Raw genomic sequence first — 13894 nt, forward strand, 5'->3', positions numbered from 1 at the left:
TCGGTTCATGTGATTCAGTTCATTCGACGATCTCCGCCGTTTCGATGACGGCATGGAGGAGGACGTCGGCGCCGGCTGCGGCCCATTCCCTGGAGATGCTCTCGGCCTCGTTGTGCGACAGCCCGTCGACGCAAGGGCACATGATCATCGTCGCCGGCGCCACCTTCGCCACCCAGCACGCATCGTGGCCGGCCCCCGAGATGATGTCCATGTGCGAATAGCCCAGCCTGTCGGCGGCGGCGCGCACCCGCGCCACCAGCTCGGGCGCGAAGGTCACCGGATCGAAATGGCCCACCGCCTCCACCGCGCAGCCGACCCCAAGCTCGTCCGCGATCTTCTGCGCCTCCGCCTCGACCTTCGCCCGCATGGCGTCGAGCTTGGCCCGGTCGGGCGAGCGGATGTCGACCGTGAACACCACCTTGCCCGGCAGCACGTTGCGCGAATTGGGCGCGAACGTCACCTGTCCCACCCCGCCAACGGCGCCGGGCTGGTTTTCCATGGCAACAGTCTGCACCAGCTCCAGAATGCGGCCCATGGCAAGGCCGGCATTGACCCGCATCGCCATCGGCGTCGAGCCGGTATGGGCTTCCTTGCCCGTCAGCGTGAATTCCAGCCACCACAGCCCCTGGCCATGGGTGACGACGCCGATCTGCCGGTTTTCCGCCTCAAGGATCGGCCCCTGCTCGATGTGGTATTCGAAATAGGCGTGCATTTTGCGCGCGCCCACCTCTTCCTCGCCCACCCAGCCGATGCGCTGCAGCTCGTCGCCGAAGCGCTTGCCCTCCATGTCGGTGCGGCCATAGGCATAGTCGAGCTCAAGCTCGCCGGCGAACACGCCCGACGCCAGCATGGCGGGTGCAAAGCGTGCGCCTTCCTCATTGGTCCAGTTGGTGACGACGATGGGATGTTTTGTGGCGATGCCGAGGTCGTTGAGCGAGCGCGCCACTTCCAGCCCCGCCAGCACGCCGAGCACACCGTCAAACTTGCCGCCTGTCGGCTGGGTGTCGAGATGCGAGCCGATATAGACCGGCAGCGCTTGCGGGTCGGTGCCCGGCCGCGTCATGAACATGTTGCCCATGCGGTCGACGCCCATCTCAAGGCCGGCATCCTCGCACCAGCGCCGGAACAGATGACGGCCCTCATTGTCGGCGTCGGTCAGCGTCTGGCGGTTGTTGCCGCCCGCAATGCCGGGACCAACCTTCGCCATCTCCATCAGCGAATCCCACAAACGGTCCGGATCAATGCGAAGGTTCTCGCCGGAGGCGACCATTCCATTCCCTCTTGTTTTGCGCGCGCTCCCGCCGCCATCGCGGTCAGGAACACCCGTTCTTGTTATCCTTGGCAGTTCCGGCGGAATTCTTTCCGTCTCTGTTGGAACTGTCCTGAAGGCGGGGGCAGCACTTCTCCCTGCGCTGCCCCTCACCCTTTCTCATTGTGGCCGGTCAGTCGACCATTCTCAACACCTCACGCACATGATCGATGAGTTCATCGATCTGGCCCTTGGAAATGATGAGCGGCGGCGACAGCGCGATGATGTCGCCGGTGGTGCGGATCAGCGCGCCGCGCTCGAAGGCTTTCACGAAGGCATCGAACGCACGCTTGGTCGGCGCACCCGCGATCGGCTCCAGTTCGATGGCGCCGACAAGGCCGATATTGCGGATGTCGATGACATGCGGCTCGTCCTTCAGCGAATGCAGAGCGTCTTCCCAGTAGGGCGCCAGTTCCGCGCCGCGGGTGAGCAGGCCCTCTTCCTTGTAAGTGTCGAGCGTTGCCAGCGCCGCCGCCGAGGCGATCGGGTTGCCCGAATAGGTGTAACCGTGGAAGAACTCGATCACATGCTCGGGGCCGTTCATGAAGGCATCGTGCACGTCCTTGGTCACGAACACCGCGCCCATGGGGATCACGCCGTTGGAAATGCCCTTTGCCGTGGTGATGATGTCGGGGACGACATCGAAATAGTCGGCTGCAAACGGCGTTCCCAGACGGCCGAAACCGGTAATGACCTCATCGAAGATCAGCAGGATGCCGTGCTTGGTGCAGATATCGCGCAAGCGGTTGAGATAGCCCTTCGGCGGAATGAGCACGCCGGTCGAGCCAGCCACCGGCTCCACGATGACGGCCGCGATGGTCGAGGCGTCGTGCAGGGCGACGATCCGCTCCAGCTCGTCCGCCAGTTCGAGGCCATGCTCGGGCTCACCCCTGGTGAAGGTGTTCTTGCCGGGCAGATGGGTGTGCGGCAGATGGTCGACGCCGGTCAGCAGCGAGCCGAACATCTTGCGGTTGGAGACGATGCCACCCACCGAGATGCCGCCGAAATTGACCCCGTGATAGCCGCGCTCGCGGCCGATCAGGCGGGTGCGGGAGCCCTCGCCGCGGGCACGGTGATAGGCAATGGCCATCTTCAGCGCCGTATCGGCAGATTCCGAACCCGAATTGGTGAAGAACACATGCTCCATCCCCTTCGGAGCGATGTCGACCAGCCGGTTCGCCAGCTCGAACACGATGGGATGGCCCATCTGGAAGGCCGGCGCATAATCGAGTTCGGCGGCCTGTTGCTGGATCGCCTCGGTGATCTTCGGGCGGCAATGGCCGGCGTTCACGCACCACAGGCCGGCGGTGCCGTCCATGATCTTGCGGCCGTCGGCGGCGGTGTAATGCATATCCTTGGCGCCCACGAGCATGCGCGGCGCCTGCTTGAACTGCCTGTTTGCCGTGAACGGCATCCAGAATGCGGAAAGATCGTTAGGCGCTACTTTAAGCCTGTTGGACATGACCAAGCCTCCTGATGGTTGATGTCTCGCGGCCAACGCTTGGTCCCTCAAGCCAATTTGTGCTAGTCAATTTTTTGACCGATTGGACAAACGTTAGCACCGCTGTATGAGCGGTCAAGCGATTACTAACCGAAAAGTTCTACGATCCGCCCGATCCAAGGGACCGTGAACAACTGGTCCAGAGAATTGGTCCAGATTATGTTGAGCCGGAAGGACCGAGTGTTCATGGCATCCACCGCAAGGCCACTCACGCGCATCCAGCAGGAAAAGCGCGAAATCATACTTGAAGCGGCGCTCGACGTGTTTTCAGCCCACGGCTTCCGGGGTGCCACCATCGATCAGGTCGCGGATTCGGCGGGGATGTCGAAGCCCAATCTTCTCTATTATTTCCGCAACAAGGAAGACATTCATGCCACGCTGATGGAGCGTTTGCTCCACACCTGGCTTGCTCCGCTTCTGGAGTTCGACGACGCCGACGATCCCATCACCGAGATCAGGAGCTACATTCGCCGCAAGCTCGAAATGGCGCGCGATTTTCCCCGTGAAAGCCGCCTGTTCGCCAATGAGATTCTTCAGGGCGCGCCGCGCATCAGGGAGATGCTGGAAGGCGAGCTGAAGGATCTGGTCGATGAAAAGGCCCGCATCATCGAGAACTGGATGCGGGCCGGAAAAATCGCCAGAGCCGACCCCTACCACCTCATCTTCGCCATCTGGGCGACCACCCAGCACTATGCCGATTTCGATGTTCAGGTGCGCGCCGTGCTGGGTCCGGACCGCGACGGCGAAGGCCGGTTCGAGGATGCCGCGCGCTTCCTCGAACAGCTTTTTCTGGGCTGCCTCAGGGTTTGAGGAAGCCGCCGGACCTATCGGCCGGCAAGAGATTGCAGCCCTCCGCCACATGGGTAGGAAAGATGCGCGGTGCCTGCATCAGGCGGCCATTGCCTGTTCTGCCGGATGCAGCGCATGGAACGACACGCACAGGCGGTTCCAGACATTGATCATGCCGATGGCAACCGTCAGCTTGACCAGTTCCTCTTCCGAAAAATGCTTCAGGGTCGCCTCGTAAAGGGCCTGCGGAACGCCCTGCCCCGCGATCAGCGTCACCGCTTCGGTATATGCGAAGGCAGCCCGTTCGCGCTCGGAATAGAGCGGAGATTCCTTCCATGCGGAAACCAGAAACACGCGCTGCTGGCTCTCGCCGTCACGCATCGCCTCACGGCTGTGCATATCGACGCAGAAGGAGCAGCCATTGATCTGCGAGGCCCTGAGCTTGACCAGATGCAGCAGCGAATGCTCGAGACCGGACTCCTCGACGGCCTGATTGAGCTTCAGCACCTGTTTCATGATCGCTGGGGCGGTGGCGAAAAAATCCATTCTCTGTTTCATCTCTTCATCCTTTCTGTCATGTGCCTGAATCAGGCTTCCAAACAGGCTTCTGGGGCCGTCCGTGCTGCGCCACGAAGGCGCAGGCGGCAGCGACCGAACGCGGATCGGCGCCCTTCCTGAAGTCCGCCACGATGGTGGAGAGCTTCTCGGCGGCAAGCGCCATTCGCCAAGCTTTTTCCGCGCGCAGCATCGCAACCTTGATGCCGCAGGGCTTCACATAGGCGGCGTCCGGCAGCTTCACCGGGCCGTTCCGGCGGATCTCACCGCATCGGAACGCCGGCTGCGGCCCCTCCACCGCCACCACGATATCGAGCAGGGAAATGCGCTCCGCCGCCCGCGCCAGCCGATAGCCGCCGGCAGGCCCCGGCACGGATTCCAGAATGCCGGCCCCGGCCAGCGCCTGCAGGTGCTTGAGCAGGTAGCTTGGCGACAGGCCGAACTGCGCGGCCAGCGCCGATCCGGGGATCGTCGCCCCCTCATCAAGCCCGGCCAGCGACGCCGCGCAGTGAATGGCCGCCTCGACGCCCTCGCTGAGTTTCATTCAATCACATCCCATTTCATGGACAAGGATTATCATGGATAAATTATATCCACAATTAGGCGAAAGGATTGCAGGCGTCTCTGCTGACACCTCCTGCAACAGGGATCGCGATTTCAGACCATTTATCCGTCACCCGCCAAGCGCAGGCGGGGCCGCTACCCCACGCGGCGACCCCGCCCGGCCCGGGAGGATCTATTCGGCCGCCGTGCGCGCCATCGGATTGTTCGGGTGCGTGGTCCAGTTGGCATAGACGGGCGAAACCGGCTGGCCGGTGCGCTCGTCGATCTCGCCGGCCGGCAGCGGCTGCATGGTGATGCAGCCTTCGACCGGACAGACATTGACGCACAGATTGCAGCCGACGCACTCGTCCTCCATAACCTCGAAATGGCGCACGCCGTCGACCATTGCCGTGATCGCCTGATGCGAGGTGTCCTCGCAGGCGATATGGCAGCGCCCGCATTTTATGCAGGCTTCCTGATCGATATGCGCCTTGGCGACATAGTTGAGGTTGAGATACTGCCAGTCGGTGACGTTGGGGGTGGCACGGCCGATGATGTCGTCGAGGCAACGATGACCCTTCTCGTCCATCCAGTTCTCAAGGCCGGCGATCATTTCCTGCACGATCCTGAAGCCGTAGGTCATGGCTGCCGTGCACACCTGCACATTGCCGGCCCCCAGCGCCAGGAACTCGGCCGCATCGCGCCATGTGGTCACGCCGCCGATGCCGGAGATCGGCAGGCCCGCCGTTTCCGCATCGCGCGCGATCTCGGCCACCATGTTGAGCGCGATCGGCTTCACTGCCGGCCCGCAATAGCCGCCATGGCTGCCCCGGCCGTCGATCGACGGTTCCGGCGAAAAAGTGTCGAGATTGACCGAGGTAATGGAGTTGATGGTGTTGATCAGCGACACCGCATCGGTGCCGCCGGCCTTCGCCGCCCGCGCCGGCTTACGGATGTCGGTGATGTTGGGCGTCAGCTTGGTGATGACGGGCATGCGCGTATATTGCTTGCACCAGCGCACCACCATCCCGATATATTCCGGCACCTGCCCGACTGCGGCCCCCATGCCGCGCTCGCTCATGCCGTGCGGACAGCCGAAATTCAGCTCGATGCCGTCCGCCCCGGTTTCCTCGACCAGCGGCAGGATCGCCTTCCACTCCTCCTCCACGCAGGGCACCATGATCGAGGCGACGAGCGCCCGGTCCGGCCAGTTCATCTTCACCTGCTTCATTTCGCGCAGGTTGGTTTGTAGGTCGCGGTCGGTGATCAGCTCGATGTTGTTGAGGCCGAGCAGTCGCCGGTCAGCGCCCCAGATCGCGCCGTAGCGCGGGCCGTTGACGTTGACGACCGGCGGTCCTTCCGAGCCCAGCGTCTTCCACACAACCCCGCCCCAGCCCGCCCTGAAGGCGCGCTCGACATTGTAGGCCTTGTCTGTCGGCGGCGCCGAGGCCAGCCAGAACGGATTGGGCGACCTGATCCCGACGAAATCGCTGCGCAGATCTGCCATGATCATGCCCTCCCGTTCGCGCTGAGGGCGCGGTGGATGCTTTCCGCAGCATCCCTTCCCTGCGCCACCGAGGTCACCGTCAGGTCGTCGCCGCCATGGATGCAGTCGCCGCCGGCCCACACCTTCGCCATGGTGGTGCGTCCTTCGCCGTCCACCCGGATGCGGCCATTCTCCAGCTCGATGGTCTTGCCCGAGCCGTTGAGACTGTCGGCCGCAAAGGTCTGGCCGATCGCCTTGAAGATCTGGTCCACCGGCAGGGTGAGCAGTTCGCCCGTGCCGACCAGCCGGTCGCCATCCATGGTGGTGTATTCGAGTTCCAGCGCCGTGACCCTGCCATTGTGCGCAATCACGCGGCGCGGCTGGAGCCAGTGGCGGATGATCACGCCGTTGGCGGCGGCGAGGTCCTGCTCGTAGAGCGAGGCGTTCATGTCGGCCTTGCCGCGCCGGTAGCAGATCGTCACCTCCTCCGCGCCGAGCAGCTTCGACTGGATGGCGGCGTCGATGGCCGTCATGCCGCCGCCGATGACGATGACGCGTCGCCCGACCGGGAGGGCGGCAAGATCCGAGGTCTGGCGCAGGATGGAGATGAAATCGACGGCGTTCTCGACCCCCGCCGCATCCTCGCCCTCGGCCCGCAGCGCATTGATGCCGCCAAGCCCCATGCCGAGGAAAACCGCATCATGGCTTGCGGCGAGGTCGGCAAGCTCGACGTCGCGGCCAAGCGCCATGCCGTTCCAGATGTCGATGCCGCCGATGGCGGTCACGTAATCGACCTCGGCCTGCGCGAAATCGTCGGTGCTCTTGTAGGCGGCGATGCCATATTCGTTGAGCCCGCCGGCCTTCGGCCGCGCTTCATAGATGGTCACCTCATGGCCGTGCATGGCCAGCCGGTGCGCGCATGCAAGGCCAGCCGGCCCTGCGCCCACGACGGCCACCCTTCTGCCGCTGCCGTGTTCGGGGCGATGGTAGAACTGCCGCCTTTCCTCCATCGCCTCATCGGTGGCGTAGCGTTGTAGCCGGCCGATCTGCACCGGCTTGCCCTCCGCCGCCTCGCGCACGCAGGCTTCCTCGCACAGCGTCTCGGTCGGACACACCCGCGCGCACATGCCGCCAAGTATGTTCTGGTCGAAGATCGTCTTCGCAGCACCCACGGCATTGCCAGTGGCGATCTGGCGGATGAACAGCGGAATGTCGATGCTGGTGGGGCAGGCCTGCATGCAAGGCGCATCGTAGCAGAAATAACAGCGGTCGGCCTCCACCAGCGCCTCATGATGATCGAGCGGCGGATGAAGATCGGCGAAGTTCTCAGCATAGGTCTCAGCCGGTAGACGGCCGCCGGCAATGCCTTCCTTGAAATGAGCACTCGCCATTCCACACTCCCCTTGCTGTTCTTCAGGCCCCTTGTTCTTGTATTTGAGGAAAGGCTAGCACATCCGGAACTTTTATCAATTGGTCTATTTTCAGCAAAGTCACTGAAAATGCACAGTAAACATGATTTATTCTATCATGTTTTTATACATCTTGCTGCAACCACGGAACATCTGCAGCGTTTTACCATGTCGGGAACGGTCGGCATCGGCCGTCCTATGGATGCGACTGTGCGACACGGTCGCCAAACAGGGAGAAATCTCATGTCGGATCGCGCGACATCCTTCTTCTGGTACGAACTGATGACCAATGACCTGGAAGCCGCCGAAGCGTTATACACCAGCGTCCTCGGCTGGACGGCAGAGCCCTTCGATGCGCCCGGCGCTCCACCCTATCTCGTCATCAAGGCCGGAGACCGCGGCGTCGGCGGTCTCATGGCCTTTCCCGAGGAAATCCGCGACAGCGGCATGCCGCCGGCATGGATGGGCTATATCGAGGCCGACGACGTCGACGCCGTCACCGCCTCGGTGAAGGCTTCGGGCGGATCGGTGCATCGGGAACCGGCGGACATTCCCGATGTCGGCCGCTTTTCGGTGGTCGCCGATCCGCAAGGCGCGGTCTTCATGCTGCTGCACGGGAATGGGCCGGAACTGCCGCCGGCGCCAATGGACGCGCCCGGTCACATCGGTTGGCGCGAGCTTTATGCCGATGACTGGGAAAGCGCGCTGGAATTCTACTCCGGTCAGTTCGGCTGGACCCGGGATGACGCCATAGACATGGGCGAGATGGGCACCTACCAGCTTTTCGCCGTCAATGGCGAACAGAACGGCGGCATGATGAACCGCCCGCCACAGATGCCGGTGCCCCGCTGGCAGTTCTATTTCAACGTGCCTGCCATCGATGCGGCCGCAAGGCGCGTTACCGATGGCGGCGGCACGGTGATATTCGGACCGGAGAAAGTTCCCGGCGGCCAGTGGATCGTCAATTGCATCGACCCGCAGGGCGCATTTTTCGGCCTCGTTGCCCCGGTCCGCTGACAAACGAAAGCATCTCGCCCGAAAATGAGACCGGTTTCGGGACAACGACATGCGTGAAAACAGGAACTCAAAGCGTAAGGAGCGATCTGAAAGATCGCGGCACGCTTCAGGCCGCTCCACCGCCGCGCGCGGTCACGGAGCGGCCTTTGTTTTCATAGGCTTGCAGCCGGCTTCGGAATCAGGATGGGAACTGCCCCGGCATCGCCACAAAGGTTAAAATCCGCTCAACACTCCCTTTATCATTTGCGCGTAAAGCTCGGGGCATGTCTGCGTACAATTTTAGTCGAGTTTTACCTGTTGTGGCGTTGCTCGGCCTTTCGGCCTGCGCGACGCCGCCCAGCCAGATCAACAATGTCTGCGCGGTCTTCGACCAGCGCGACGGCTGGATCAACAACTGGCATTCAGCTGCGAAAAAGGCCGAAGCGAAGCACGGCATACCCGTGCCGGTGCTGATGGCGACGGTGCGCAAGGAATCCGGCTTCAAGGCCAATGCAAAGCCGCCGCGCACCAAGCTGCTCGGCTTCATTCCGTGGAAACGGCAGTCCACCGCCACCGGCTATTCGCAGGCGCTGAACGGCACCTGGGCGCAATATCGCAGCGAGACCGGAAATTTCGCGGCGCGGCGCACCTCTTTCGCCGATGCCGTCGATTTCGTCGGCTGGTATCATGCCAAAAGCGCCAGCACGCTGGGCATCGCCCGCAACGACACCTACAATCTCTATCTCGCCTATTACTCGGGCTGGAACGGCTACAAGCGCGGCGCCTACAAAAGCAATGCCGGCATTCGCAGCTATGCGCGCGACACCGACGCCATGGCCCGCCGCTACGCCCAGCAGATGCAGAGCTGCGGCCGCCTGTAAAGCATGTCGTTTCCCCGAAAGCGGGAACCGCTTTCGGGGAAACGACATGCGTGAAAACAACGACTTAAAGCGCAAGGAGCGAATCTGTAAGATCGCGACACGCTTTAAGGTCGGCAGTTTTTCCTCTGCCTCCCTCCCGTATTGACGACAGCTTGGCAGTCCGGTGCTGCGCGTCCGGCGCGCCATACCTCCCGGCATCCGCGCTCCAGCCACGCCCGGAGGTAACGCGCAGGCTTGCGCGGCCTAATATTCCTTTTCGTAGAAAATGCCGCCCTTGGCCTCGCCGGCATCGGAAGCCTCGCCACGCAGCTTGACGCCGCGCCCGACGGTGAGGTCGATGCGCGCCTTGCCCGAGCCCGGCTTCTCGCCCTTCTGGATCGTCACATAGGTGCGGTCGTTCAGATATTTGCCGGCTTGCACCGACGTGCCGCCCTGATCGTCGGTGATGACGTCGAGGTCGTCCACGCCGATGGCGTTGCGCAGGTTCTGCAGCAGCGAGGTCGAGCCGCCGACACCGGCAAGCTGGGCTGCCGCTTCGGCAAGCTGGGCGATCTGCAATGGCGACAGGTTGGACATGGAACGCCCGAAAATCAGGCGGGCCAGCACCTCGTCCTCCGGCAGCGCCGGAACCGAAGCGAACACGAATTTCGGATTGGTGGCCTCGCCGGTCACGGTGATCGTCACCGTCGCATCCGAGGCCGTCGATTCAGCCACGAAGTTGATGTAGGGGATCGTCGAACCGGAGAAGGTCAGCGTGCCTTCGGTGAAGTTCAGCCGCTTGCCGAGAATTTCAAGACGGCCGCGCCTCAGCTCGAAGCTTCCCACCGCCTCGGGAGAGGTGGCCGCGCCCGTCAGCTTGATGCGCCCGCCGAGCTCGGCATCGACGCCCCTGCCCTGCACGAATATGGAGTTCGGCGCGTTGACAGTCAGGTCAAGGTTCATGCCGCTCTTTGGTCCGCCGTCGCCGCTGCTCGGCGGATTGAGCGCCCGGTCCTGCTGGCGCACGGCCGCTGGCGCATTCCGGTGCTGCACGTTCAGTTCCGAGAGCGAAGTCGGCAACTTGGTCGGCACGGTGATCACCGTGCGCGCCAGATTGATGGTGCCCGAAAGCATGGGCGATGCGGTCAGCTGGCCCTTGATTGCCAGATCGCCGCTGAGATTGGCGGTGACGATATGGCCGTCCGTATAGCGCCCGTCGGCCAGCCGGATACTGATGTCGGCCGGGAACCCGGAATTGACGTCGATGCCGACCGTGCCGCCGACCGTCAGCGTGCCGCCCGACGACAGCCGTCCCGTGAAGCGGTTGATGGTCGCCACGCCGTCGCCCATGCCCACGTCGAGCGCGATGTCGTTGACCGCGATCCCGGCCTGCGCTGCCACGAAGCGCGCGCCATTGGAACGGACAGTGCCGCTGATGACGGGAGCAGTGGCCGGACCACTCACCTTTACGGCAACCGCCGCCGTTCCTTCCATTGACATGCTGTTCTGCGCCAGCATGCGGTTGGCGATGGCGAAGGGCACATTGCCGTTGAAGTCGAGCGACAGGTTCGGCGTGCCCTGCGTGGTCACCGCGCCGCCGCCCTGCAGGCGCATGCCCGAGCCTTCCGAGATCGTCGAGGTGAAGTCGAGCCGGTTGTTGGCGAAGGTGCCGGTCGAGTCGATGCCGATGCCGCCAAGGCCTGCGGAGCGGGTCTGCGCCGCTTCGAGACCGTTGGCTTTCAGATCGTATTTTACCACCGGCGCGGAGGTCGGGCCGGTCACAGTCACCGTGCCTGAAATGCTGCCCGCAGCATCGAGCCCGGCCGCGAAATTATTGGCCACGGAAACCGGCACGGAGGCGAGGTCAGCCTTTATGTTGAGGGCATCAGCCACCGCGCCCGAAACGGTAATGCGGCCATTGCCGATGCCGATCACCAGCCGCTCCAGCGCGGTGCGGCCGTCTTTGACGACGATTGTGGACGGCTCGGCGATCGCCGCGCGCACGCCCTGGAACGTCGCCTGCCCCGATTTCAGCTCCAGCGTCGTGGTGCCGTCGGCAACCCGGACCCGGCCCGCAGCGCTTGCGGGAATGTCCTTCACCGTTGCGCCGCCCGAGAAGGCCGTCCAGTCGCCTTCCTGTTTCAGGTCGATGTTGATGCCGGTGACAGCGGTGCCGCCAGAGGTCACGCCGTCGGCCTTTATGGTACCGGAAATCGCCGGAGCCTCAGCGTAGTTGGAAACCTGCGCGTCCACCGTGACGTTGCGGGCGTTGAGGTCGCCGCGCGTCAGGCTGGACGTGACGGCCTTCACCGCCACCTTCGGCACGCCTTCCGGCTTCGAGAATACGACGCTGCCATTGAGAGCGCCCTCGATCTTTTCCAGCGCCAGCGCGGCCAGCGGTCCCATATCCGGCAGTTCGAACCCGATCCGGCCCTCGGGCAGGAACGCGTCATCGAGCACCAGATCACCTGCGATACGATTGGCGCCGAGCGAAAGCGTCAGCCCGTCGATGCGGCTTTGCCCGCCTTCGCTCTTCAGCGTCGCCTTGCCCTGCAACGCCTCGCCCGCGACATTGCCCGACAGCGTCACGTCAGCGGCGGGGTTGGCAGCGTCGGCCTTCGCCGTCGCATCCAGCTTCAGGCCGGTGATTTCACGATCGGCCACAACCAGCTTGTTGCTGCTGATCGTCGCCGCCACATCGGGCGCGACCAGCGAACCGCTGGCTTTCAGGGCGAGCGCTATCGCGCCGCTGGCTTCCTTCGCGAAAGGCGCGATATCGGCCAGCGCGCCGTTCAGTTCGGCGGCGATGTTGCCGTCCGAGAGGCTCGCCTTGCCCTCAGCTGACAGCGGGCCGGACAACAGCTCCAGCCTGTCGGCCGTTACATTGCCGTCGGTGTCGCGGCGCACGGCCACCGAAAGCGTGGTACGTTCGCCAAGCGCCGGACGCGCGGCTGCCGGCAGCGCGGCCGATGCGGCATCCGCCTTCACGTTCAGTTCGATTGCGCCGTCGGCCAGCGAGACTTTACCGTCGAAGCCGCCTTTCAGCGCATCGCTGGCGATCTCGCCCTTGCCGATGGTGATATCATCTTTCGTAACATTGCCTTCCACCAGCGCCGTGATGCGACCGGCAATCAGCGGTGCGATGGTGGGATTGTCGAACCCGATCTTGTCGGCACTCGCCGTGCCGGCGATCGGGCCGCTGCGATTTTCGATGTCGAAACCATCGGAATGCAGCGCCAGCGCGATGTTGTCGACGCGCATGTCGCGTGTGGCGACGCTCGCCAGATGGGTTTCGATGTCGACCATCGGCGCCCTGCCCTCGCCGAAGGCGCGCAGCGAAGCGGATTGCAGCTCGATGTCGATCGGGCTTTCCTCGCTGCCGAGGCCCAGCGGCACGGTCGGCCCGGCGGAGGTGAACTCCAGCGAGAAATCGGTCGCACCTGCCGGATTGATGCTGCCCCGCGCCACGCCGCGCAACACCGAAGTGTCGACCGTTGCCGTTTCGATGGTGATGCCGCTCTCGGTCTGCGACCTGCCGGCGATCTCGAAACGGGTCTGGCCGGCGAGCAGGGATTTGAAGCGGGCCGGGACGAAGCGCGCGAAATCTCCGTCGCCGCGCAGTTCGACGCGACTGCCGCCGTCGATGAATGCGTGCTGGCCGGAAACCTGGGTAATCAGTTCGCCAGCGGCATGGAAGGTGCCGCGTCCCGTCCAGTTGGCAAGCGGGCCGTTCCCCGAAATCACAATGTTAACCGGCGGAGCATCCGGCAGTTGCAGAAGATTGGCAATGATGCCGCCGGCAGGCTCGGCAGCCTGAACGTTCAGATCGAGCCGGTTGTCGCCGGGCAGGAAATGCACCAGCGCCGAGACGGAGCCCTCATGACCATCGCGTCGCTCCACGGAAAGGTCCGCCTCCACCGCCAGCGGCGAGCGCTCCGCGCGAACATGGCCTTGCGCCGCGAGTTCAGCAATGCCCGCACCCGCAAGCGCCTCGCCCAGCGCCACCTGCGGCAGGTCGATGGCGCGGATATCCACCGAAACCGGCAGCGAGAACCCGCCGCTTGTGCGCGGTTTTTCGTCGGGGCTGGAAACCGGCGCGCGCGCCGCCTCGATGCGCCCGACCGCCACCCTATCGGCAAGGAAAGTGCGCGAAAGCAGCGCCAGCGGCGACCAGTCCACCGCCACCTCGCGCAGCACCAGCCACGGCCCTTCGCGATCTTCCAGCACCACATGATCGACACGCAGGTTGCCCGACCAGATGCCGTCGATGCCGCGAATGGCGACCTTCATGTCGTCGGAAGAAGCCATGTCCGAGATCAGTCCGGCAAGGTTCTCGCGGCCGCGCTCGGTGGTCGTCAGCACCACGGCCGCACCCGCAAGGCCGGCTACGGCGACAAGCACCGCATAGAACACGATGCGCAAGATCCGCTTTGCAATCTTCATGCT

10 protein-coding genes are annotated in these 13894 nt (G+C 63.8%); 3 read left to right on the plus strand and 7 right to left on the minus strand.

Annotation, left to right across the window (positions count from 1 at the left end; genetic code table 11):
• Positions 1 to 19: 19 nt before the first annotated feature.
• Positions 20 to 1270, minus strand: a complete 1251-nt coding sequence (locus tag MIC97_RS05340) for a Zn-dependent hydrolase (protein WP_239799160.1) — start codon at positions 1268 to 1270, stop codon at positions 20 to 22.
• 172 nt (positions 1271 to 1442) lie between these two features.
• Positions 1443 to 2771 carry an aspartate aminotransferase family protein gene (locus MIC97_RS05345; RefSeq protein ID WP_239799161.1) on the minus strand — a complete coding sequence of 443 codons (1329 nt, stop codon included), beginning with the start codon at positions 2769 to 2771 and terminating at the stop codon, positions 1443 to 1445.
• 225 nt (positions 2772 to 2996) lie between these two features.
• Between MIC97_RS05345 and MIC97_RS05350 the strand changes: the two genes are divergently transcribed.
• Positions 2997 to 3620: a TetR family transcriptional regulator C-terminal domain-containing protein gene (locus MIC97_RS05350; protein ID WP_183832475.1), complete on the plus strand. Its 624-nt coding sequence runs from the start codon at positions 2997 to 2999 to the stop codon at positions 3618 to 3620.
• A 78-nt stretch (positions 3621 to 3698) separates the two neighbouring features.
• Here the strand turns inward: MIC97_RS05350 and MIC97_RS05355 are convergent, their stop codons facing one another.
• The 4 genes from MIC97_RS05355 to MIC97_RS05370 form a co-directional block, all read right to left on the minus strand.
• A complete protein-coding gene (locus MIC97_RS05355; protein WP_239799162.1) occupies positions 3699 to 4157 on the minus strand; it encodes a carboxymuconolactone decarboxylase family protein in 459 nt (152 codons plus the stop codon).
• Positions 4158 to 4173: 16 nt separating this feature from the next.
• Positions 4174 to 4698, minus strand: coding sequence for an Rrf2 family transcriptional regulator (locus MIC97_RS05360; RefSeq protein ID WP_239799163.1), 525 nt, complete (start codon positions 4696 to 4698; stop codon positions 4174 to 4176).
• Positions 4699 to 4890: 192 nt separating this feature from the next.
• The gene (gene preA / locus MIC97_RS05365; protein WP_239799164.1) at positions 4891 to 6204 is read right to left on the minus strand and encodes an NAD-dependent dihydropyrimidine dehydrogenase subunit PreA; all 1314 of its coding nucleotides are present in this window, start codon (positions 6202 to 6204) and stop codon (positions 4891 to 4893) included.
• 2 nt (positions 6205 to 6206) lie between these two features.
• The gene (locus MIC97_RS05370) at positions 6207 to 7574 is read right to left on the minus strand and encodes an NAD(P)-dependent oxidoreductase (RefSeq protein ID WP_239799165.1); all 1368 of its coding nucleotides are present in this window, start codon (positions 7572 to 7574) and stop codon (positions 6207 to 6209) included.
• Between the two features lie 261 nt (positions 7575 to 7835).
• On the opposite strand from MIC97_RS05370, the gene MIC97_RS05375 reads away from it, so the two are divergent.
• Entirely contained in the window at positions 7836 to 8609 is a 774-nt protein-coding gene (locus MIC97_RS05375; protein ID WP_239799166.1) for a VOC family protein, read from the plus strand.
• A 263-nt stretch (positions 8610 to 8872) separates the two neighbouring features.
• Positions 8873 to 9469, plus strand: coding sequence for a hypothetical protein (locus MIC97_RS05380; protein WP_239799167.1), 597 nt, complete (start codon positions 8873 to 8875; stop codon positions 9467 to 9469).
• A 243-nt stretch (positions 9470 to 9712) separates the two neighbouring features.
• Here the strand turns inward: MIC97_RS05380 and MIC97_RS05385 are convergent, their stop codons facing one another.
• The gene (locus MIC97_RS05385; RefSeq protein ID WP_239799168.1) at positions 9713 to 13891 is read right to left on the minus strand and encodes a translocation/assembly module TamB domain-containing protein; all 4179 of its coding nucleotides are present in this window, start codon (positions 13889 to 13891) and stop codon (positions 9713 to 9715) included.
• Between the last annotated feature and the right edge of the window lie 3 nt (positions 13892 to 13894).

It is taken from the genome of Aquamicrobium sp. NLF2-7, from assembly GCF_022359935.1.
Lineage (GTDB): Bacteria > Pseudomonadota > Alphaproteobacteria > Rhizobiales > Rhizobiaceae > Mesorhizobium > Mesorhizobium lusatiense.